Source organism: Rossellomorea sp. LJF3 (assembly GCF_037046045.1).
Lineage (GTDB): Bacteria > Bacillota > Bacilli > Bacillales > Bacillaceae_B > Rossellomorea.
This window is the reverse complement of sequence record NZ_JBANLY010000006.1, coordinates 1-22,948: the sequence shown is the minus strand read 5'-3', so window position 1 is coordinate 22,948 and position 22,948 is coordinate 1. Positions and strand designations below refer to the sequence as shown.

General features: G+C 45.7%; 20 protein-coding genes, 1 other RNA gene and 1 other annotated feature. Of the genes, 18 read left to right on the top strand and 3 right to left on the bottom strand.

The genetic code is table 11. From position 1 onward, the window contains the following. Window positions 1-109: 109 nt before the first annotated feature. Entirely contained in the window at window positions 110-1,660 is a 1,551-nt protein-coding gene (gene spoVB / locus V8G47_RS07955; RefSeq protein WP_336199644.1) for a stage V sporulation protein B, read from the bottom strand. 125 nt (window positions 1,661-1,785) lie between these two features. On the opposite strand from spoVB, the gene V8G47_RS07950 reads away from it, so the two are divergent. From V8G47_RS07950 to V8G47_RS07935, 4 genes are all read left to right on the top strand, one after another. Further along, window positions 1,786-2,106 carry a post-transcriptional regulator gene (locus V8G47_RS07950; RefSeq protein WP_336199643.1) on the top strand — a complete coding sequence of 107 codons (321 nt, stop codon included), beginning with the start codon at window positions 1,786-1,788 and terminating at the stop codon, window positions 2,104-2,106. A 129-nt stretch (window positions 2,107-2,235) separates the two neighbouring features. Continuing rightward, window positions 2,236-4,500 carry a protein translocase subunit SecDF gene (gene secDF / locus V8G47_RS07945; RefSeq protein ID WP_336199642.1) on the top strand — a complete coding sequence of 755 codons (2,265 nt, stop codon included), beginning with the start codon at window positions 2,236-2,238 and terminating at the stop codon, window positions 4,498-4,500. A 104-nt stretch (window positions 4,501-4,604) separates the two neighbouring features. Beyond that, a complete protein-coding gene (locus tag V8G47_RS07940) occupies window positions 4,605-5,531 on the top strand; it encodes a cation diffusion facilitator family transporter (protein ID WP_336199641.1) in 927 nt (308 codons plus the stop codon). Window positions 5,532-5,546: 15 nt separating this feature from the next. Further along, entirely contained in the window at window positions 5,547-5,882 is a 336-nt protein-coding gene (locus tag V8G47_RS07935) for a LapA family protein (RefSeq protein ID WP_336199640.1), read from the top strand. 79 nt (window positions 5,883-5,961) lie between these two features. Here V8G47_RS07935 and V8G47_RS07930 read toward each other — a convergent pair whose 3' ends face one another. Further along, entirely contained in the window at window positions 5,962-6,117 is a 156-nt protein-coding gene (locus V8G47_RS07930) for a hypothetical protein (protein WP_336199639.1), read from the bottom strand. 83 nt (window positions 6,118-6,200) lie between these two features. Between V8G47_RS07930 and recJ the strand changes: the two genes are divergently transcribed. The 4 genes from recJ (at window position 6,201) to dtd (ending at window position 11,967) form a co-directional block, all read left to right on the top strand. Next, window positions 6,201-8,564 (top strand): single-stranded-DNA-specific exonuclease RecJ, encoded by a 2,364-nt coding sequence (recJ, locus tag V8G47_RS07925; protein WP_336199638.1) that lies wholly within the window; start codon window positions 6,201-6,203, stop codon window positions 8,562-8,564. Next, a complete protein-coding gene (locus V8G47_RS07920; RefSeq protein WP_060670793.1) occupies window positions 8,555-9,067 on the top strand; it encodes an adenine phosphoribosyltransferase in 513 nt (170 codons plus the stop codon). The genes recJ and V8G47_RS07920 overlap by 10 nt, the downstream gene beginning before the upstream one ends. Window positions 9,068-9,320: 253 nt before the next feature. Next, window positions 9,321-11,510: a RelA/SpoT family protein gene (locus tag V8G47_RS07915; RefSeq protein ID WP_254651864.1), complete on the top strand. Its 2,190-nt coding sequence runs from the start codon at window positions 9,321-9,323 to the stop codon at window positions 11,508-11,510. 13 nt (window positions 11,511-11,523) lie between these two features. Further along, window positions 11,524-11,967, top strand: coding sequence for a D-aminoacyl-tRNA deacylase (gene dtd, locus V8G47_RS07910; RefSeq protein WP_336199637.1), 444 nt, complete (start codon window positions 11,524-11,526; stop codon window positions 11,965-11,967). 51 nt (window positions 11,968-12,018) lie between these two features. Here dtd and V8G47_RS07905 read toward each other — a convergent pair whose 3' ends face one another. Further along, a complete protein-coding gene (locus V8G47_RS07905) occupies window positions 12,019-13,770 on the bottom strand; it encodes an SH3 domain-containing protein (RefSeq protein ID WP_336199636.1) in 1,752 nt (583 codons plus the stop codon). 211 nt (window positions 13,771-13,981) lie between these two features. Here V8G47_RS07905 and V8G47_RS07900 point away from each other — a divergent pair, with 211 nt between their 5' ends. From V8G47_RS07900 to V8G47_RS07855, 10 genes are all read left to right on the top strand, one after another. Next, window positions 13,982-14,158, top strand: a complete 177-nt coding sequence (locus V8G47_RS07900; RefSeq protein ID WP_336199635.1) for an RNA polymerase subunit sigma-70 — start codon at window positions 13,982-13,984, stop codon at window positions 14,156-14,158. A gap of 69 nt (window positions 14,159-14,227) precedes the next feature. Continuing rightward, window positions 14,228-14,458 (top strand) — a binding site (T-box leader). A gap of 74 nt (window positions 14,459-14,532) precedes the next feature. Beyond that, the gene (hisS, locus tag V8G47_RS07895) at window positions 14,533-15,807 is read left to right on the top strand and encodes a histidine--tRNA ligase (RefSeq protein WP_336199634.1); all 1,275 of its coding nucleotides are present in this window, start codon (window positions 14,533-14,535) and stop codon (window positions 15,805-15,807) included. Between the two features lie 31 nt (window positions 15,808-15,838). Continuing rightward, window positions 15,839-17,605 (top strand): aspartate--tRNA ligase, encoded by a 1,767-nt coding sequence (gene aspS, locus V8G47_RS07890; protein ID WP_336199633.1) that lies wholly within the window; start codon window positions 15,839-15,841, stop codon window positions 17,603-17,605. A gap of 70 nt (window positions 17,606-17,675) precedes the next feature. Continuing rightward, a non-coding RNA gene (gene ssrS, locus V8G47_RS07885) (6S RNA) lies at window positions 17,676-17,865 on the top strand. Window positions 17,866-18,064: 199 nt separating this feature from the next. Next, a complete protein-coding gene (locus V8G47_RS07880; protein WP_336199632.1) occupies window positions 18,065-18,832 on the top strand; it encodes a tRNA threonylcarbamoyladenosine dehydratase in 768 nt (255 codons plus the stop codon). 174 nt (window positions 18,833-19,006) lie between these two features. Then, window positions 19,007-19,786: a hypothetical protein gene (locus tag V8G47_RS07875; protein WP_336199631.1), complete on the top strand. Its 780-nt coding sequence runs from the start codon at window positions 19,007-19,009 to the stop codon at window positions 19,784-19,786. Window positions 19,787-19,789: 3 nt separating this feature from the next. Then, window positions 19,790-20,149, top strand: coding sequence for a GntR family transcriptional regulator (locus tag V8G47_RS07870; RefSeq protein WP_336199630.1), 360 nt, complete (start codon window positions 19,790-19,792; stop codon window positions 20,147-20,149). A 17-nt stretch (window positions 20,150-20,166) separates the two neighbouring features. Then, window positions 20,167-20,880 carry an ABC transporter ATP-binding protein gene (locus tag V8G47_RS07865; RefSeq protein WP_336199629.1) on the top strand — a complete coding sequence of 238 codons (714 nt, stop codon included), beginning with the start codon at window positions 20,167-20,169 and terminating at the stop codon, window positions 20,878-20,880. After that, the gene (locus tag V8G47_RS07860) at window positions 20,877-21,803 is read left to right on the top strand and encodes an ABC transporter ATP-binding protein (RefSeq protein WP_336199628.1); all 927 of its coding nucleotides are present in this window, start codon (window positions 20,877-20,879) and stop codon (window positions 21,801-21,803) included. Before V8G47_RS07865 ends, V8G47_RS07860 begins: the two co-directional genes overlap by 4 nt. Beyond that, complete coding sequence (locus V8G47_RS07855) at window positions 21,796-22,746, top strand: ABC transporter permease (RefSeq protein WP_336199627.1); 951 nt, start codon at window positions 21,796-21,798, stop codon at window positions 22,744-22,746. The genes V8G47_RS07860 and V8G47_RS07855 overlap by 8 nt, the downstream gene beginning before the upstream one ends. Window positions 22,747-22,948 lie beyond the last annotated feature (202 nt).

Genomic DNA, 22,948 nt, shown 5'->3' with positions numbered 1-22,948 from the left:
AATCAACTTTCTGCTTACTTTTGAAAAATGAAGCAATACCGATTACGAAAGTGACTCCAATAAAAATACTCCTCAACAAAATGTCAAGGAGTATTTTTATTTGGAGATACTATGGAGTGATGAATCGCCGGATGAACGGGATCCTGGCAAGGTCGTTTTTCACGATGAGCTTAAGGGTGATGGAGAGCACAGTATAAAGAGCCGTACAAGTCAGGACCCCGAACAGCAATCTGAATACGGTGGACTGACCATCAAATAAGTAAAGATAAGAAAAGTGTCCCCATACTCCGGTAATCAACAGGACTAACACCGTCTTTACGTAATCCCGGGCGTAGATCGTCATCGGGATATATTTCAGGATGGTCATGAAATGAAGCAGGGTCACAAGCAGGAACCCGGTGACGATTCCGAGTGCCGCCCCGTTGATGCCAAAAGCCGGCTGTGAAGCAAGGACAAAGATGACGCCGGTCTTCACCACTGCCCCTATCAGGCTGTTGATCATGGCGGCCCTTGCAAGGTTCAACGCCTGGAGCACGGCCTGCAATGGCCCCTGATAGTAATAAAATAAAAAGAAAGGCGCCATAATCATCAAGAAACCTGCCCCGTTTTCATTCCCGTACATGACCTGCATGAGGGGCTTTGCATACACGTAGAGGATGACGACGGAAATTCCCCCTGTGATCAAACAGAACCTGAGGGCCTGCTGAAGCCTGTGTTCGATTAAGGTGAAATTCTTTTGAGAGTTGGCTTCACTGATGGCCGGGACAAGGGATTGCGATAATGAAAGGGTCACGAATGATGGAAGAAACAGAAGGGGAAGGGCATATCCCGTCAAGGAGCCATACTGTTTCGTCGCCATCCCGGCAGCCACTCCGGCGAGGGCTAGGCTGTTCGCCACCACGATCGGCTCAAAAAACCAGGCAATCGACCCGATCATCCTGCTGCCTGTTGCCGGCAGGGCCACACTCATGAGTTCATTAAAGGTTTCCCGGCCATTCTTGATCGAGGTGAAGAAATTGTGCCTGATTTTAAACTTCTTCTTTACTTTAAAACTTGCGAATAAATAAAGAAGGGATGCGAGTTCACCAAGGACCGACGCCACCATGGCAGCGGCTGCAGCGTATTCAATTCCGTATGGAAGAAAGGTTTTGGTCAATACGGCAATCAGGGTAATCCGGACTACCTGTTCGATGACTTGTGAATAAGCGGAAGGTTTCATGTTCTGCCTTCCCTGGAAATAGCCGCGGATGACGGAAGAGATGGCTACGATCGGAATGATCGGGGCAATGGCCACCAATGGATAGTATATCCGGTCATCTGTAAATAAGACGTCAGTTAAATAGGGGGCGAGCAGGATGAGGGCCGGGGTGAAGATGAGGGACAGCCCCATGGTGATGGAAAGGGAGACGACCAATATCTTCTTTACCTTCCGTATATCACCCTTTGATTCTGCCTCGGCAACATTTTTTGAGATCGCTACAGGGAGCCCCAGTTGAGTGATCGTGATGACGAGAATGAGGGTGGGGAAAGCCATCATAAACAGGCCGACGCCTTCTTCCCCGATGAACCTGGCGACGACGATGCGGTTCACGAACCCTAATATTCTAGTTATAAAGGCGGCCATCATTAAGATCATGGTGCCTTTCAGAAATTTTGACATAAAATTCCCTGCCTTCTCAAAATTGGTATTATCGTTTACAATGATGTATATGCATAAGGGTGGACAAAGCATGACAAGTAGTGAACAATTCGGGCTGAATATAGCCCAAATGGGGTGGACGGGGTATGAAGAAAAATCAGCATCCTTACGATCGTTTTTTTGAATCATTAGTACCAGCGCTTGTAAGCAAAGTAGAAGAATTTGAAATTCTTGGATACGGAAAGGCAGACGCTGACCGCCTATGGTCCTACTTAACGAAGAAGAAATGGAAGAAGCCTGAAGTGGATGTAAAGTTCTTTCAGTTAGTGAGTGATGTGTTAACGGTCAAGCCAGGAGAGTATATGAGCTTTGAAACGATCGAAGCGTACAGGTCTCCCAATTGGTTTGCAGAAGTGAATGAAGATGAGCTGAACGAGCTTCTTCGCCCGAATAAGAATGGAAAATAGCCCGAAAAGAAATTGACACTCATTTCTTTCTCATAGATAATGAGAAAGGTGAAGTTTTCAGGAATTATATTACTTTTTGAAGCATAGTTCGTATGGTTTTTTTAAAACGGCAAGGAGGATCTATACATAATGGTAAAGCGTGGCCGAATCATTGCCTTCTTTATACTTGTGGTATTGCTTGCAGGTACTATGGGAGGCACAACGAAGAGTATTGTAGATAACATTAAACTGGGATTGGACCTGCAGGGCGGATTTGAAGTTCTTTATGAAGTTCAGCCGATCAAAAAAGGCCAGGAAATCACGAAAGAGACTGTCGCCAATACTGCCGATGCACTCGACAGGCGTATTAACGTATTGGGTGTCAGTGAACCGAATATCCAAATCGAAGACGGGAACCGCATCCGTGTTCAACTGGCCGGTGTCGAGGACCAGAACGAAGCAAGGGAAATCCTCTCCACTCAAGCCAATCTGACGTTCCGTGACGTGAACGATAAAGTCCGTCTGGACGGATCGGATCTTGTATCCGATTCTGCGAAACAAACGTTTGATGACAAAAATAATCCAATCGTTTCATTAAAATTAAAAGACCGCTCAAAATTCTATGAATTAACGAAAGATATTTCCTCGATGGCTCCACAGAACCAGCTTGTCATCTGGCTGGATTTCGAGGAAGGAAAAGATTCTTACAAAGCTGAGGTAGGGAAGGAAGACCCGAAATTCATCTCCGACCCGGCGGTAAGAAAGCCGATCAACTCGGATGAAGTCATCATTGAAGGGAACTTTACGGTTGAGAGGGCCCAAAATCTTGCTTCCCTTCTAAATGCGGGGGCACTTCCGGTCAAACTGGAGGAGAAATATTCAACTTCAGTGGGGGCGCAATTCGGTCAGCAGGCGCTGGATAAGACAGTGACTGCGGGTATCATCGGGATTGCCATCATTTTCTTATTCATGATTGCGTACTACCGATTCCCGGGACTGATCGCCACGATCACCCTTTCTGTTTATATTTACTTGATTCTGTTGATTTTCGATTTCATGAACGGGGTCCTGACCCTGCCGGGGATTGCAGCCCTCATCCTTGGTGTGGGTATGGCCGTAGACGCGAACATCATCACGTATGAACGGATCAAAGAAGAAATGCGAGTCGGGAAGCCGATCCGCTCTGCATTCCAGGCCGGTAACAAGTCGTCCTTCTTAACGATCCTTGATGCCAACGTGACGACGATCCTTGCCGCTGCTGTTCTATTCTTCTATGGAAATAGCTCGGTTAAAGGGTTTGCAACGATGCTGATCGTCAGTATTCTGACAAGCTTCATCACGGCGGTATGGGGTTCACGTCTATTAATGAGCCTTTGGGTACACAGCCGCATCTTTAATAAAAGGCCGGGCTGGTTCGGTGTGAAGAAATCCGAAATCAAAGATCTGTCGGAGAATTATGATACCCTGGATCTGCCTACCCGCTTCGACCGATTTGATTTTGCTGGACAGCGTAAGAAGTTTTTCGCGTTTTCAGCTGTACTCATCACGGCGGGGATCATCATTCTGGCCATCTTCAGACTGAATCTTGGAATCGACTTTGTCAGTGGTTCCCGTATGGAAATCCTGGCTGATCAGAGCTTGAAGACCGAACAGGTTCAGGATGAACTGAAAGAAATAAAACTGCCTTCTAATGATGTCGTCATCTCTGGTGAAAAAGATAACATTGCCGTTGTCCGCTATACGGATGACTTGAACAAGAACGAGATCGCAAAGTTGAAAGATCACTTTAACAAGCTTTATGGAGCTGAACCGAGTATCAGTACCGTATCTCCTGTCATCGGGAAGGAACTCGCAAAGAACGCCATGATTGCTTTGGTCATTGCCTCCATCGGGATCATTATATACGTAACACTCCGATTCGAATGGAGAATGGCTTTGGGAGCAATCCTTGCCCTTATGCATGATGCATTCTTTATCATCGCATTCTTCAGCTTGACGAGGCTCGAAGTGGATATCACATTCATTGCAGCCGTCCTGACAATAGTCGGTTATTCGATCAATGATACGATCGTCACCTTTGACAGGCTCCGTGAGAATCTTCATAAGAAACGCCGTTTGAAGACGGATAAGGACATTGAAGAGGTAGTGAACCTAAGTATCAGACAGACGATGGGCCGTTCAGTCAATACAGTATTGACTGTGGTGTTCACGGTCATTGCACTCATGATCTTCGGAAGTGAGTCGATCCGTAACTTCTCCATCGCCTTATTGGTCGGATTAATCTCAGGTACCTATTCTTCCGTATTCATCGCTTCCCAGGTATGGCTCGTAATGAAGAAGAAAGAACTGAAGAAAAAAGGAACCATCAAGACAGTAAAAGAAAAGAAAACATGGTCGGATGAACCGCAAGTATAATGACGATTAAGAGGTCCGGGAAGTATTTCTTCCCGGACCTGTCTTTTTTTGTATTTTTACAGCATTGGGTTACACTAATAGAAGTTATAAGGGAGGCGACTTGAATGAATCATGAGGATCGTTTTAAAAAAGCGGAGTTTGCTGCCATGATCGGTGTGGTGGGAAATATTGTATTGGCGGTGATAAAGTGGGCGGCAGGCATCATGGGGAATAGCCGGGCACTGATTGCCGATGCGGTTCATTCAGCATCGGATGTAGCGGGATCACTTGCCGTCTTTATCGGTTTGCGTGCTGCCAAGCAGCCCCCCGATCAGGATCATCCTTATGGTCACGGAAAGGCGGAGTCCATTGCGGCAATCATCGTGGCCGTCCTGTTGTTCCTGGTGGGGATCGAAATTGGGAAATCATCGATTGAATCCTTCTTTCACCCTCTCACCCCGCCGACAGCGATTGCGATTTATGCCGTCATCTTCTCCATCATCGTGAAAGAAGCGATGTTTCAATACAAATATCGTTTGGGTAAAAGGTTAAAGAGTGATGCATTGATCGTGAATGCATACGAGCATCGTTCGGATGTGTTCTCTTCCATCGCGGCACTGGTCGGGATCTCAGCTTCCATCCTTGGCGGGAAGTTCGATATCGGCTGGCTTGTTTATGCGGATCCTGTTGCTGGAATATTCGTTTCACTGCTTGTACTCAGGATGGCCTGGCATCTGGGGGCGGAATCCATACATACGACCCTTGATCACGTCATGCATGACGAGGATGTACTGCCTTTTCGAAAAATCGTGGAGACCGTCCCGGAAGTGAAGGAAATCAACGAGCTTCATGCAAGGGAACACGGACACTACGTCATCATCGATTTAAAAATCAGTGTCGATCCTTACATGACGGTAGAGGAAGGTCATCGTGTCGGGAAGAGAGTCAAAGAGAAGCTCCTGGAGGAATCCAATGTGAATGATGTATTCATCCATATCAATCCATTCAATCCTGCTTCTGAAGAAAGTGATGATCAAATAGACTTAACTTAAAGGGAGGGAAGTCTCATGAAGTTTCAATGGACATTATTATTAGGTATTTTCTTTGCGTTGGTCGTATCGGTTTTCGCCGTCATCAACGTCGACCCGGTCACCGTCAATTATCTGTTCGGTGAATCCGACTGGCCTCTTATATTAGTTATTCTCGGATCTGTCCTGATGGGCGGTATCATCATCGGCTCCGTTGGGTTGTTCCGGTTATTCGTCGTCCAGCGCAGGGTCAAATCCCTTGAAAAGGAAAATATGCTGCTCCGGGAACAGGCAGAGGGAATGCATAAACAAAAGACGGAAGATATCCCCTTGAAAAAACGCGCTCCCGATTCGGTAGGGGAAGTGGGAGAATAAATGAGTCTGGTGGCTGTTGCCGCCGGGCTTTTTTTGTGTTGGACTGGGGCGTTTGGTTGGTTGTTTTTGGATATAAATGTCATTCGGCTGGATTCTGTTGGATTTCGGCCGGATTTCCAACCATAACGGCTGGAAAATGGCGTAAACCCGCCGGATTATTCCCGATTCCGGCTGGTTTTTCACCAAAAGCGGCTGGATTTCCACCCATGACGACTTTAAAACCACGTCCACCCATCCTACATCCTCTTCACAGACCTTCATTAAGATTGAAACAACCCCCTCACTTTTGTATAATGAGTAAGGCTGAGGGGTGAACGTATGTTAAACTCAAAAACACGTTGGATATTGACAGAAACAGATGAACATAAAATAGCAGAATTGGCAAATGAACTTAAAGTACCTTCGCTTGTAGCGAAATTATTGATAAATCGTGACTTGGACGATGTAGAAGAAGCCCGTAATTTTTTATTTGATTCAGGCGACTCATTTCACGATCCGTTTTTATTTGAAGATATGAAAAAAGCTACGGAACGGATCCATAAAGCCATTGAAAACGGGGAAAGAATTCTCGTTTACGGTGACTATGATGCAGATGGGGTCAGCAGTACGTCGGTCATGATGACGGTACTGAGGGATTTGGGCGCCATGGTGGAATTCTATATCCCGAATCGGTTCAGTGAAGGATACGGCCCGAATGAGGGGGCGTTCCGCTGGGCGAAGGATGAGGAATTCTCGCTCATCATCACGGTCGATACAGGGATCTCTGCCGTGAACGAAGCTAAACTCGCGAAAGATCTCGGGATGGACTTGATCATTACAGATCACCATGAACCTGGACCCGAATTACCGGAAACCTATGCCCTACTACATCCAAAGATAGGAGAAGTAGCCTATCCGTTTGGGGAACTTGCCGGGGTAGGGGTGGCATTTAAATTGGCCCATGCCCTTTATGGCGAGCTGCCGACCCATTTACTGGACCTTGCCGCGATTGGAACCATTGCGGATCTCGTTCCTTTGAGAGGAGAAAACCGCCTTTTGGCTAAACGAGGTCTTGCAGAGCTCCGGGGTTCAAACCGACTGGGGATCAAAGCTTTATGCAAAATCGCCAATGCGAAGCAGCATGAAATAACAGAAGAGACGGTCGGCTTCATGATCGCTCCACGGATTAATGCCGTCGGTCGTTTAGGTGATGCCGATCCCGCCGTTGACCTCATGCTTACAGAAGACGAAGAAGAGGCAAAGGCATTGGCAGAAGAAATTGACGGCTTGAATAAAGAAAGACAGGCGATCGTCGCTCAAATGACCGAGGAAGCCATTGAGATGGTGGAGCGGGACTTCCCGCTGAAGGATAACCATGTACTCGTCATCGGAAAAGAAGGCTGGAATCCGGGAGTTGTCGGGATTGTGGCTTCCCGCCTTGTCGACAAGTTTTACCGGCCGACCATCGTGCTGTGTTACGACTCTGAAAAGGGGACGGCGAAAGGCTCTGCGAGAAGCATCGTAGGATTTGATCTTTTCAAAAATCTTTCAACCTGCCGGGATATCCTTCCCCACTTCGGAGGACATCCGATGGCTGCCGGAATGACGCTGCAACTAGACGATGTAGCTCAGTTGAGAAATCGGTTGAATGAACTGGCGGGCACGGAACTGACACCAGAAGACTTCATCCCGGTCACACAGCTCGATGCTCCTGTGACAGTGGACGAAATCTCTGTAGAATCGATTGAAAAGCTTCAGCTTTTAGCGCCTTTTGGGATGAAGAATCCAAAGCCTAAGTGGATCATTGATAATGTGAGCATCGAGCATTATAAAAAAATCGGATCTGCCCAAAATCATCTGAAGCTCGTTTTAGAGGACAAGGGCATTCAATTGGATGGTGTAGGCTTCGGGCTTGGTGAATTGGCTGACCACATGACGCCTTTTTCAAATGCGTCCGTCATTGGTGAATTATCCATAAATGAGTGGAACAACCGCAAGAAGCCCCAGGTATTTTTACAAGATGTGAAAATCGATCATTGGCAATTATTTGATGTGCGGGGAATCAAGCAGGTCCATAAATGGAACGGACTCATCCCAGAAGAAAATAAGAAAATGATTTGTTTTCATCCATCCACGTTGGACAAACTGAACCTGCCGAAAGATGAAGTCATCCTCTTGGAGGAAAGCTCGACTCTTGATGGGTTATCAACGGAGAAAGCGAGCCTTGTGCTGTTGGATCTGCCGAATTCCAAGCCTCTACTTGAAGAGCTTTTGAAGAAGGGGCGTCCTCATCGGATCTATGCTCATTTCTTCCAGGAAGAAGATCATTTCTTCAGTACCATGCCGACCCGGGACCATTTTAAATGGTACTATGGCTTTTTAACCAAAAGGGGATCGTTCGATGTCAATAAGCATGGCGATGACCTGGCCAAATACAAAGGCTGGTCAAAAGAAACAATCGATTTCATGTCACAGGTGTTTTTTGATTTGAAGTTTGTTACAATAGACAATGGATTTATTTCTCTTAATCCTGCGAAAACCAAGAAAGATCTTTCTGAATCTCGAACATATCAGAAGAAACAACAACAATACGAGCTTGAAAACGAATTGTTATATTCTTCCTATCAAGAGTTGAAGACTTGGTTTAATGAAAGGATAGAAGAGTCTGTTACAATTGAGGAGGAAGTAGAAGCATGGACTTAAAACAATATGTTACAATCGTTGAGAATTGGCCAAAAGAAGGGATTAAGTTTAAAGACATCACAACCCTTATGGATAATGGTGATGCTTATAGATATGCTACAGACCAAATCGTCGAATATGCAAAAGAAAAGCAGATCGACCTGGTTGTAGGACCGGAAGCCCGTGGATTCATCATCGGATGCCCAGTCGCTTATGCACTCGGCGTAGGCTTTGCGCCTGTCCGCAAGCCTGGTAAATTACCACGTGAAACAATCCAGAAGGAATACGGCCTTGAGTATGGTAAAGATGCTTTGACCATCCATAAAGATGCCATCAAGCCCGGCCAGCGTGTCCTGATCACGGACGATTTACTGGCAACAGGTGGAACGATCGAAGCAACGATCAAGCTTGTGGAAGAACTCGGTGGAATCGTTGCAGGGACTGCGTTCTTAATTGAACTTACGTACCTTGACGGCCGCGACAAACTTGAGAACTACGATATTATGACGTTGATGCAATACTAATTACCTTTATCAAATCTGATAAACGTATTGAATGTGTGATATACTGAAATAAGGGACTGACAACTGTTAACGTGTCAGCCCTTATTTTTTTAATTTAAAGAGGAATAGCATCGACATTTATCGACAAAAACAGTTGGATTCTGAGAATTTTCTGCGAAACACTTTACAGAAGCTGTTTTTTTTTTGATAATAGTAACAATCATTAAAATCGAACAATCGTGAACTATATTAAAATACAAAGGTGATTTTGATCATGGCTAAAGATCAAGTACTAACCCCGGAACAGGTTATTGATAAAACAAGAGCATACTTAAACGATGAGCATGTTGAAATGGTCCAGAAGGCATACGAGTATGCAAGGGATGCCCACAGTGAGCAATACCGGAAGTCAGGTGAACCCTACATCATCCACCCCATCCAGGTGGCAGGGATACTTGCGGATCTAGAGATGGATCCGGCGACCGTTGCTGCAGGGTTTCTTCATGATGTAGTGGAGGATACAGGCATTTCCCTTGGTGAAATTGAAGAAGCGTTCAATGCCGAAGTGGCCATGCTCGTTGATGGGGTCACGAAGCTAGGGAAGATTAAATACAAATCCCATGAAGAGCAGCAGGCTGAAAATCACCGGAAAATGTTCGTGGCGATGGCTCAGGATATCCGGGTCATCCTGATTAAATTGGCAGACCGCCTCCACAATATGAGAACCCTGAAACATTTACCACAGGAGAAGCAACGGAGAATAGCGAATGAGACACTTGAAATCTTCGCTCCTTTGGCCCATCGGTTGGGGATTTCAAAGATCAAGTGGGAATTGGAAGATACGTCGCTCCGGTATTTAAATCCTCAGCAGTATTATCGAATCGTCAATTTGATGAAGAAGAAGCGTGCGGAGCGTGAACAGTATTTAGAGGAAGTCGTCAATGAAGTAAAAGATAAGCTCGGCGATGTGAAAATCGTGGCTGAAATTTCTGGACGCCCTAAGCATATTTACAGCATCTATCGTAAGATGGCGCTGCAGAACAAACAATTCAATGAAATTTACGACCTCCTGGCCGTACGGGTTGTAGTAGACAGCATCAAGGATTGCTATGCTGTACTCGGAATCGTTCATACCTGCTGGAAACCTATGCCTGGAAGGTTCAAGGATTATATTGCCATGCCGAAACCGAATATGTATCAATCCCTTCATACGACGGTCATCGGTCCTAAAGGAGATCCACTGGAAGTGCAGATCAGAACTCTTGAGATGCACCAGATCGCTGAATACGGGGTAGCGGCACACTGGGCGTATAAAGAAGGGAAAGAAGCGAATGAACCTGTGTCGTTCGAGAAGAAGCTATCCTGGTTCAGGGAGATACTCGAGTTCCAGAATGAATCGGCCAATGCTGAAGAATTCATGGAATCTCTTAAAATCGACCTGTTTTCCGATATGGTCTTTGTATTCACACCTAAAGGAGACGTATTGGAATTGCCATCAGGCTCCGTCCCCATCGATTTTTCTTACCGGATCCACTCGGAAATCGGCAATAAAACGATCGGTGCCAAGGTCAACGGGAAAATGGTCACTCTCGATTACAAGCTGAAAACAGGGGATATCATCGAGATCCTTACGTCCAAACATTCGTATGGGCCGAGTCAGGATTGGCTGAAGCTTGCCCAGACTTCCCAGGCGAAGAATAAAATCAAGCAGTTCTTCAAGAAACAGCGCAGGGAAGAAAATATTGAAAAAGGCCGTGAGTTGGTCGAAAAAGAAATCAAGAATCAGGATTTCGATGTCAAGGAGATCCTGAATCCGGAAAACATCAAGCGTGTGTCGGAGAAATTCAATTTCTCAAACGAAGATGATATGTATGCAGCTGTCGGATATAACGGGATCACAGCGGCTCAAATTGCCAACCGGCTAACGGAAAAACACCGGAAGAAGCGGGAACAGGAAGATAACCTGGAAGAAACGATGAAGGAATTGAACGCTCAACCCGTCAAGCGCAAAAAAGATGCGGGTGTACAGGTAGAGGGCATCGACAATCTCCTTATCCGGTTATCCCGCTGCTGCAGTCCGGTTCCCGGGGATGAAATCGTCGGCTTCATTACAAAGGGCCGCGGCGTTTCAGTGCATCGTGCGGATTGTACGAATGTCATGGCGGATGAAGTGGAACAGCGCCTCATTCCCGTATCATGGGAAAGTGACGGGAATGACCGTAAAGAATACAATGTCGATATTGAAATCTCCGGCTATGACCGCAGAGGCCTCCTGAATGAAGTGCTTCAGGCGGTGAATGAAACGAAGACGAATATATCGGCTGTGAGCGGGAAATCGGACCGGAACAAGGTGGCCACCATCAACATGTCCATTTCGATTCAAAACATTTCCCATCTTCACAAAGTGGTAGAGAGAATCAAACAGATTTCAGATATATATGCTGTAAGACGAATCATGAACTAAAGGAGATTTCTTTATGAGGGTTGTACTGCAGAGAAGTAAAGAAGCCTCCGTCACTGTAGATGGAGAAGTAAAGGGGGAAATCCGATCAGGCGCTGTACTGCTTGTGGGGATCACCCATGAAGATACACAAGAAGATGCCCGTTATACGGCAGAAAAAGTTGTCAATCTTCGCATTTTTGAGGATGAAGAGGGGAAGATGAATCATTCACTCCTGGATGTTGGGGGAGAGATTCTATCCATATCCCAATTCACCCTGTATGGCGACGTCCGAAAGGGAAGAAGGCCGAATTTCATGAATGCAGCCAAACCCGACCATGCAGAAGTGATCTATGACTATTTCAATGAGATCCTTGAGGAAAAAGGAGTGAAGGTGGCAACAGGCGTATTCGGTGCAATGATGGATGTGAATTTGACGAATGATGGTCCTGTTACACTCTTGATCGAGAGTAAAACCTGATAACAAAGGCTGATTCCACTACCGGAATCAGCCTTTTTATTTGAATGGACATCACTCTGAGAAATAATCACTTAAACCATGATAGATGGCCGTCGCAGCCAAATCTTGAAAATACTGAGTATTAACATTGGCTTCTTCTGAGGGATTACTGAGGAATCCTAATTCCAAAAGAACGGCTGGCCGGTTGTTTTCACGGATGACATGATAATCCCCGATGCGGACACCCCGGTCTGAGGTGGGTAATCGATCCGAGAGATTCTCGTGGACGTCCTCTGCCAGCTCTTTTTGCTGGTTCTGATAGTAGTAAGTCGTATGGCCTGCAATGGAAGAATCCATAATGCTGTCAAAGTGTATGCTGATAAAGGCATCTGCCTGATTATAATGGGATAATGATACCCTGGACGGTAACGATAAATATTCATCGGTTTTTCTTGTTAATTTGACTTTTGCCCCTGCACTTTTCAATTTCTCTGCAAGGAGTTCGCCGGTTTTCATGGTAAGAAGCTTCTCAAGTGTACCACTTGCTCCCGTAGTGCCACTGTCCCTTCCTCCATGTCCGGGATCGATCACGATCACTTTATCTTTTAGACCACCGCTTTTCTTGCGGTCAGGCGTCGTGTCTTCACCGGCTGCAGAGCGGACCGAAACGACCCAGCCGGCTACAAACCCGGCACTGCCATCGGCTAATTCCACCTCATACCAGTCTCCATCCTTACTTTTTACCCCGTAAGACTCTCCACTTGAAGCTCGTTTGACCACACTTGCCTGGGTGTTTGCTTCACTGCGGATATTTGTGCCGTTGTATAGAATCGTGATGTTTTCATTCGAGCTGCTACTTTCGTGGGCGGCGGCTGTCACCGTTTTTTGAACATACCACCCGGCAACCCAGCCTTTCTCCCCATTCGAGAGCTTGATTTGATACCAATTATTTTTCTCTTTTAACAATTTGAATTTCTCACCCTTGGATACTTTACCGACGATTCGGCCGTCCAGGGAGGTTTCATCTCGGACATTGAGACCATGTACCGAAATGATCCCGACCATATCTCCAGTAGAGGATGATTCCTCTTCAGATGGGCTTGTTTCATCTTCATCAGAACCGGTAGAGAACTCTACGTATGAATCACTGATCCATGCCACCTCATCGCCGAATCGGACCTCATACCAACCGGAAACACTTCCGGTCACCTCTACCTCATCCCCCTTATTCAATACGCCAAGGATGGAGCTCTGCAGGGATGGTGATGTTCGGACATTCAAAGCGTCATCTGTGATGATCCCTTTTTGGTTCACCTTTTTTTTCCCTTGGGCGGCTTCTGTTCCCGTTATGTAATCACGGTGGACCCATCCCCTGATGCTTCCTGATTCAATGTTCAGCCAGTCCCCATCTTCTTTTATAACGGTCACCATATCTCCATTTTGTAATACCGTGACGACGTCGTCTGAGGTACTTGGGCCATTTCTGACGCGGAGACCGTCTGTGTTCACCTGGCCATCTCGAGGGGATGGATCAGCAGAAACGGTCTTTTCCACGTTGACGAGCCAATCGGCCACCCAGCCGTCCCCACTGTTTGTTTCGACTTTATACCAATCCTTTTGCGTATCTACTATTTTGTACTCTTCCCCTCTATGTACCGTTGTCAAAACAGGGAAGCTCAGTCCCGGTCCTGTCCGGACATTAAGGGTCGAGACACTGATCGTGACCTTTCCGGTTTCAGCCTGTGCCTGATCCATGAAGGGCTGCAAGGGGAACATAAGGAGCACAATCAGCATTGATGCGATTACTTTCTTAATCTTCGTCACCTCCTGTAAGAAATACAAACACCCATAGTAATATCGGATATTCCTGCTCAACTGTTGAACACCATCTGTCAATTTTTTAAAAGAAGGGATGTTCCGGAAGAAATCCTTATGGATTTAATACGATAAAAAAAATAAAATCCCTTTAAAACGAAAGAAAAATAGGTAATTGGAAATGATAAAGGTAGGAATGTTTTTGAAAGGATGAGTGTACGTGAGGACGAGTGAAAAAGGATTCATGAATGCAAATGGGGATAACCAGTTATTTGGAGTGGATTTCCACCAGTTTTTAGAACGTGAAAAAGATGCGTTGAACGTTGAACTTGCTTCCGAATTCGGATTATCATTACGGGAAGTGAAATTGTTAAAAAAGAAAATGGAGCGATCCTGACGAAATTTTCTTTAACCTCTTGACATGGACCTGCGCCAACCGTATCATTATACAAATAAAATAACATTACAAAAACCGTTGATCGAGCATAGTAGCTAACCCCCGCATGTAAAGAGAGGAAATGCCTTGGCTGAGAGCATTTCTACAATGTGACTTAGTGAATGAACACTCAGGAGGTTTCTCTCTGAAAACGATTCGTCAGTAGGAGATGAACGTACCAGGCGTTAACTGGCTAAGTGGAGGTCTTTCATAGACTTCAATTAGGGTGGCACCACGGGAATAACAGCTCTCGTCCCTTGTATGATATACAAGGGACTGAGGGCTTTTTTTATTTACATAAAGATCAACGTGCACGATAAAAGGAGGAAATCATCTTGTCCATTCAGATTCCAAGAGGTACACAGGACATCCTGCCTGGTGAAGTGGAAAAATGGCAGTATGTAGAGGAAGTGGCAAAGACCCTTTGTCACAACTATCAGTATAAAGAAATCCGCACCCCGATTTTCGAGGCGAGTGAACTGTTCACCCGTGGAGTGGGGGATACGACGGATATCGTACAGAAAGAAATGTATATGTTCGAAGACAGGGGAGGCAGAAGCCTGGCGCTCAGGCCTGAAGGGACCGCTTCCGTTGTCCGCTCCTTTGTAGGGAATAAAATGTTCGGGCACCCGAATCAGCCGACGAAGCTCTTCTACTCGGGTCCCATGTTCCGTTATGAGAGACCTCAGGCAGGACGCTATCGTCAATTTGTCCAATTTGGCGTCGAAGCTCTCGGAAGTGAAGATCCTGCCATTGATGCAGAAGTGATTTCCCTCGCAATGGGAATCTACAAGAAACTAGGGCTGACTCAATTAAAGCTTGTCATTAATAGTCTCGGTGATGCCGGTAGCAGGAATGCACACAGAGAAGCATTGATCAATCACTTTAAACCGAGGATCGATGAATTCTGTGGCGATTGCCAGAATCGCCTGGAGAAAAATCCGCTCAGGATCCTTGACTGTAAGAAAGACCGCGACCATGAGTTGATGTCTACAGCACCATCGATTCTCGACTACTTAAATAACGAATCGAAGCAGTATTTTGAAAAAGTCCAGACTCACCTTTCTGACATGGATGTGGAATTCACAGTCGATCCCACCCTTGTACGAGGGCTTGATTATTATAACCATACAGCCTTTGAAATCATGAGTGATGCAGAAGGCTTCGGGGCCATTACCACTCTTTGTGGCGGTGGACGCTACAACGGACTGGTTGAAATGATCGGTGGTCCTGAGACCCCGGGAATCGGATTCGCCTTCAGTATCGAAAGGCTGCTTTCGGCTCTGGAAGCAGAAGGGGTCGAACTCCCGATCGAACAGGGAGTTGAGTGCTTCATCGTATCATTGGGCGATGACGCGAAAGATCATGCTGTCAAGCTTCTTCATCAATTAAGAGCGGCAGGGATTTCTTCAGAGAAAGATTATCTGGATCGCAAGGTAAAAGGCCAATTCAAAGCGGCCGACCGTTATGAAGCGAAATATGTCGCCGTCATCGGTGATAATGAATTACAAGAAAATAAAATTAATCTGAAAGACATGGCTACTGGTGAACAGGAAGAAGTGAGCCTAGATCAGTTTGTTGAAAGTGTAAAGAGCAAGCTCGGTAAATAGAACCTGTTGATTTGATAAGGAGGAGAACATGATGACAAAAAGAACCGCATATTGTGGAGACATAACAGAAACATACATCGATGAGAAAATCACGATCAAAGGCTGGGTTCAAAAGAGAAGGGACCTGGGAGGCTTGATTTTCATCGACCTTCGTGACAGAGAGGGAATCGTACAGGTCGTGTTTAATCCGGATTTATCGGAAGAGGCCCTTTCACTTGCAGAGAAAATCCGAAATGAGTATGTCCTGAGCATAACGGGTACGGTCGTGGCAAGGGGAGAAGGAACGGTGAACCCGAACCTGAAAACCGGAAAAGTGGAAATCCACGCTGAAGAGGTTCAAATCATCAATGAAGCTAAAACCCCACCGTTCATGATTGATGACCAGATGGAAGTGTCGGAGGATGTCCGCTTGAAATATCGTTACGTTGACCTTCGTCGTCCAGCGATGATGGAAACGTTCAAGATGCGTCATAATGTAACGACATCATTCCGTAATTTCTTGAACGATAACGGATTCCTGGATGTGGAAACGCCGATTTTAACAAAGAGTACGCCTGAAGGGGCACGTGATTATCTCGTTCCGAGCCGGGTTCATAAAGGGGAATTCTATGCCCTTCCACAGTCACCACAAATCTTTAAGCAGCTATTGATGGTTTCCGGATTCGACCGTTATTATCAAATCGCCCGCTGTTTCCGTGATGAAGATCTTCGTGCAGACCGTCAACCTGAATTCACTCAGATCGATATGGAAATGAGCTTCATGGATAAAGAACAGATCATTTCACTTGTCGAAGATATGATGAAGAAGCTGATGAATGATGTGAAAGGCGTAAATGTTACATTGCCTATCCCAAGAATGACGTATGACGATGCCATGAGCCGTTACGGTTCTGACAAACCTGACACACGCTTCGGCATGGAACTGATCAATGTATCCGAAATCGTCAAGGAATCAGGATTTAAAGTATTTGCCGGCGCTGTCGCAAACGGTGGACAAGTGAAGCTGATCAATGTGAAAGGCGGCGCTTCACAGTATTCCCGTAAAGACATTGATGGCTTGACTGAGTTCGTTTCCCGTTACGGAGCAAAAGGGTTAGCCTGGCTGAAGGTAGAAGAGGAAGGCTTGAAAGGCCCGATCTCCAAATTTGTGACCGAAGAAGATGCTTCGGCGATTTCAACTTCTGCGAATGCGGAAGCTGGAGACTTGTTGCTGTTTGTGGCGGATAAGAAATCAGTCGTGGCAGATGCCCTTGGAGCCCTTCGATTGAAATTAGGGAAAGACTTGAAGCTGATTGATGAAACGGTATTTAACTTCCTGTGGGTGACAGACTGGCCGCTCCTTGAGTTCGACGAAGGGGAGAACCGTTACTATGCAGCCCATCATCCATTCACCATGCCGGTGAAGGAGGATCTTGAACTGTTCGAAACCGACCCTGCATCTGTTCGCGCGGAAGCGTATGACCTTGTCTTGAACGGATACGAACTTGGAGGCGGATCACTCCGTATATACGAGCGTGACATTCAGGAAAAAATGTTCAAGGTGCTTGGATTCTCGAAAGAAGAAGCGGAAGAGCAATTCGGTTTCTTATTGGAAGCCTTCGAATATGGAACGCCTCCACATGGCGGGATCGCCCTTGGACTGGACCGTTTGGTGATGCTCCTTGCAGGCCGCACGAATCTCCGGGATACGATTGCGTTCCCGAAAACGGCAAGTGCAAGCTGTGTACTGACAGACGCACCGGGTGGAGTGAGTGAAGCTCAATTAAAAGAATTATCTTTGTCACTCGATGTAGAATAATGTAATTAAATACCGGGGGTCATTCGTTGAAATCATCCTGGTGGTATGATATTATTTAGACAATCACAAACGAGTCCTGATGTGTACGACGTTTTTACCTAACAGTTTTGACCGAACAATTCAAACTTCGGGAGCTTGATGTTTCCGCTAGGCGTTCATGCCCCGTGCCGGGGACTAACAAATAGTGGAATAAAGCACCCACCTGCCGAGAGCGGGTTCAAAACGAAGGAAATGATGGCGGCGGCACGATTGGGACTCGTCCAAACAAATCCAATAAATGATATTGAATAAAGTGAAGAGTCAGGCTGACAGCAGCCTGACTCTTTTGTTGGGACTAAATCTGCCCTTAATAGGGTAAACGAAAGAGAAGGACAACATTTCATGTTGATTTTCGGTCACCTATCCTTTATTCTAATTCAGTATAAACCTAGTTGAATACTTATAATGGAGTTGATTATTTTGCTACACCAGTTTTCTCGAAATGAACTAGCGATCGGTAAGGAAGGTCTCCAAACCCTTAAAAATAGTACAGTGGCCGTACTCGGAATCGGGGGAGTGGGATCCTTTGCAGCTGAGGCGTTAGCCCGTTCCGGTGTAGGCCGTTTAGTGTTAGTGGATAAAGACGATGTGGACATCACCAACGTAAATCGTCAAGTGCATGCATTACTCTCCACTGTGGGTCAGCCAAAGGTTGATCTGATGAGGGACCGCATTATGGACATCAATCCAGACTGTGAAGTCATCGCTTTAAAAATGTTCTACACGGAAGAAACATACGAGGAATTCTTTGATCAAGGACTCGATTATGTCATAGACGCCTCTGACACGATTTCATATAAAATTCATTTAATGAAAGAATGCCTGAAGCGGGATATCCCGTTGATCGCGAGCATGGGAGCGGCGAATAAAACCGATCCGACCCGCTTCAAAATTGCTGATATCAGCAAGACGCATACAGATCCAATTGCCAAAGTGATCCGTACCCGCCTGAAAAAAGAGGGAATCAAAAAAGGCGTGACGGTGGTTTTCTCTGATGAGAGCCCTATCGTCATCCGTGAAGAAATCAGGAAGGAAGTAGGGAAAGATGATGCGAAGATCCGTAAAGCACAGCTTCCCCCGTCATCCAATGCCTTCGTTCCTTCCGTGGCCGGACTGATTGCAGCGAGTCATGTGATGAACGAGTTGTTAAAGGATATTGAAATCAAAAGAGTAAAAGACAAATCATGACCCTTCAAAAGGACTGAATCCCAGAGCTGGATTCAGTCCTTTTGTTTGTCCCTCTTTTCAGAAATGTCTGTTGAAAAAATTCCAATAAATAGGTAAAAAAAGGATTGACGATTCGTCCGGCCCTAGTGTACTATCTAACTAGAACACTAAAACACTTTACGGAGGAGTGTATGGATGATTGCGTTTAAAGGACTACTTTGGAAAGACTTCAAAACCTCCAGTATCTGGTTTTATGGCTGGATAGCCATTATATTTCTCATTTTTATCATAGGGTTGGTGATTGGCCATTATATCCATGAGCCAAGCGTGACACAAATTTTCCTCATTATGATCGGAGTATTCCATTTCGCCTTTCTTCCCGGAATCGTCTGCTCCATGCTGAGGGTGGAAGGAAAAACGCAGCTGTGGCTTCATAGTCCCCACAGCGGGTTTAAGCTCCTATTACCGAAAATCATCATTGCCTTTATGTATTCCACTTTGTCACTTTTGGTAGTGGATATTTTAGGGATGCTGACCATGGTCTTTTTTCAGGAGGATTCCCTCTTCTCTTATTGGCCAATCAAAGAAGGCATTCTCTTTAATCTTGGCGTGACGATCGTCGGTCTCTATTTCACGGGATGGACGATATTCCTGTGGACACTGTATCATTCACTCTCAAAGTATCCCTCCATCAAGAATATACGCTGGATCGTTATAGCGGGATGCATCATTGTCTATCAAAGTGCAGTGGCTATTATTATGAGTATTGAATGGGTCGAAAAGTTCTTCTTTGAAACCTTTACCGTAAGGGTTAGTTCCGGGTTCTTTTTCTCTGTTGGTGCAAATGAAACGAATGCAGGTTTCGATGGAGAGATGATCCCATTCCCGGTCATGCCTTTCCTGTTTGAAGGAATGATCATGATCATCGTCTTTATCATTTCCTGCCGGCTATTGGATCGCAAGGTTGAGGTGTAGCTTATGACAGAAGAATACACAGCTTCCAAGCCCATCTACCTGCAGATTGCCGATCGAATCATCCGTGAAATCGTCCGGAAAGAGTTAGCACTTGGTGATAAACTGCCTTCCGTCCGTGAAATGGCCGTTCAATCAGGAGTGAATCCGAATACCATTCAACGTACGTACAGTGAATTAGAAAGGATGGACATCGTGGAGACGAGGAGAGGACAGGGAACATTTGTGACGGAAAAGGAAGAGGTTCTGACAGAGCTGAATGAAAAGGTCCAGAGGGAAGTGATCGAGTCCTTCATCCGGAACATGAAAGAACTAGGTCTGACGAAAGATCAAATGATCCAGGGTGTTGAAAAATACCTTGATTGAAGAGGGGAGGAATAGAGATGGTTGTGAAATTTGAAGCTGTCACCAAGAAGTACGGGAACGAAATAGCACTGAACGAGACATCCTTTCATTTTCAAAAAGGGAAGATATATGGTCTCCTCGGTCCGAACGGCAGCGGCAAATCCACCACATTAAAAATGATTGCCGGGCTTGTGTTCCCGAACGCCGGCAAGGTCACCATGAACGGGAAACCAGTCACCAGGAAAAGTGCCAGTGAAGTCGCTTATTTGACGGAACTGGATATGTTTTATGAAGCATTCACCGTTGAGGGGATGATCCGTTTCTATGCCTCTCAATTCCCTGATTTTGATACAGGGAGAGCGAATGAACTGGTGGAATTCATGGAGCTTGATAGCGGGAAGAAAATCAAGCACTTATCGAAAGGGAATCGGGGCAGGCTGAAGCTCGTATTGGCATTGTCCCGTAACACGGAAGTGCTGCTACTCGATGAACCCTTTTCGGGATTGGATCCCATGGTGAGGGACACGATCGTAAAAGGCCTCCTCTCCTATATTGATTTCGGACATCAGACCGTGATCATAGCCACCCATGAAATCGATGAAATTGAAGCGATCCTGGATGAGGCCTATATCATCTCGGATGGAGAAATAAAAGGCCATTGCCAGGTGGAGGAACTGAGAGAATCAGAAGGCTTATCTGTCCTGCAGTGGTTGAAAAAGACAACAAAATCAGAAGGGAAGATGAATGGATGAAAACGGTTGTGCAATTGCAAAGTGTTTCCAAAGTCATCAAAGGCAAGACGATCATTGATAATTTATCGTTTGACGTGTATGAAGGGGAAGTATTCGGTTTCCTTGGACCCAATGGAGCAGGGAAAACAACGACGATCCGCATGATCGTGGGATTGATGAATATCTCAAAAGGAGATGTCCTCATCTCCGGAAAAAGCATCAAGAAAGACTTCGAAGGCGCCATAAAGGATGTGGGGGCGATCGTCGAAAACCCTGAGCTCTATAAGTTCATGTCCGGTTATCAGAACTTAAAGCACTTTGCGCGCATGCAAAAGGGGATTTCCGATGAACGAATGAAGGAAGTGATCGAGCTGGTCGGTTTAACAGATCGCATCCATGATAAGGTGAAGACTTACTCCCTTGGAATGAGACAGCGTCTGGGGCTTGCTCAATGCCTGCTTCATAAACCGAAACTTCTCATTCTCGATGAGCCGACAAATGGCCTTGATCCGGCGGGAATCCGCGAAATCCGTGCGTATATCAGAAAACTTGCACAGGAAGAGGGAATGGCGGTCATCGTATCGAGTCACTTATTATCCGAGATGGAAATGATGTGTGACCGGATCGGGATCATCCAGTCCGGTAAGCTTGTCGATGTACAACAAGTCAGGGACTTTGTAGAAGGATCTGAACAGGTCTATCACTTTGAAATCGATGAAGTGGATAAAATGAAGGCTGTCCTTAAATCAATCGATCCTGGCATCAAATTTGAAGCTCAAGGAAAACAAGTGCAAGTGGCCCTGACAAAAGAACAAGTACCTGAAGTTATACGGTCACTGGTAGAAGACGGTGTCCAAATTTACAGCGTCATGCCTGTAGCCAAAACATTGGAAGACAGGTTCCTGGAAATTACAAATGATAAAGGAGAGGTCATGCATGCTTAGTCTTATCAGAAATGAATGGACCAAAATCTTCAAGCGGGTCGGAACGTTTGTCATGCTCGGACTGTTGATTCTCATTATTGGAGTGACAGGGGCATTCACCAAATATAGTGATTCGAAAGCGAAAGAAATGAATAACTGGAAACAGGAACTATCAGCCCAGGTGGAATCAGATAAGCAAATGCTGGCTGAAACTCCAAATTTGAATAAATTTATTGAAAAAGACACTGAACGAAGAATCGCAATTAACGAATACCGCATTGAGAACAATATCGAACCAAAGGTAAAAGAAACGGCCTGGACGTTCGTAGAGACGAATGCCAATATCGTTCTGGTTGTCGGATTATTTACCATCATTGTGGCAGCAGGTATCGTCGCGAGTGAATTTAGCTGGGGGACCATCAAGCTATTGCTCATCCGTCCGATTTCACGCACGAAGATCCTTCTTTCTAAATACTTTACAGTCTTACTGTACGGTATGAGTATGTTGTTATTATTATTTGTCGTATCACTCCTTCTTGGGCTTCTATTGTTCGGAGGGACAGATCAGTCCACTCACCTGGCATTTGTGGATGGAAAAGTGGTTGAACAGAATATTGTTGGGTACTTGATCAAGACGTACTTATTACAAACCGTCAATATCGTGATGATGGCTACTATGGCCTTCATGATTTCAGCTGTGTTCAGAAGCAGCTCACTGGCGATCGGAATTTCATTATTCCTACTATTCGTCGGGGGCAATGCCACAAGCCTGCTCGCCCTTAAATTCGACTGGGCAAAATACAGTCTGTTCGCCAACACAGACCTGACTCAGTACACAGGCTTTACAGCGCCACTCGTCGATGGCATGACCATGGGCTTCTCCATCACCATGCTGATCATTTACTTCATCATCTTCCAGCTGCTTGCCTTCCTGGTATTCAACAAAAGGGACGTAGCAGCCTAGAAAACCCTCGAGGGTCTAGCCGCCGTAGCCGGACAAAAAAGCGGAACAGAAAGAATACAAAGAGGGACGGACTTATCATAGTCCGTCCCTCTCAGCTTGTAGACAAAGTCTAAGAATTAGACCAAGTCTACAAGCTTTTTTTGTATAATAGAAAGGAATAAAGCTTTTGTGGGGGATAAAAATGTTATCAAAACACACTAAA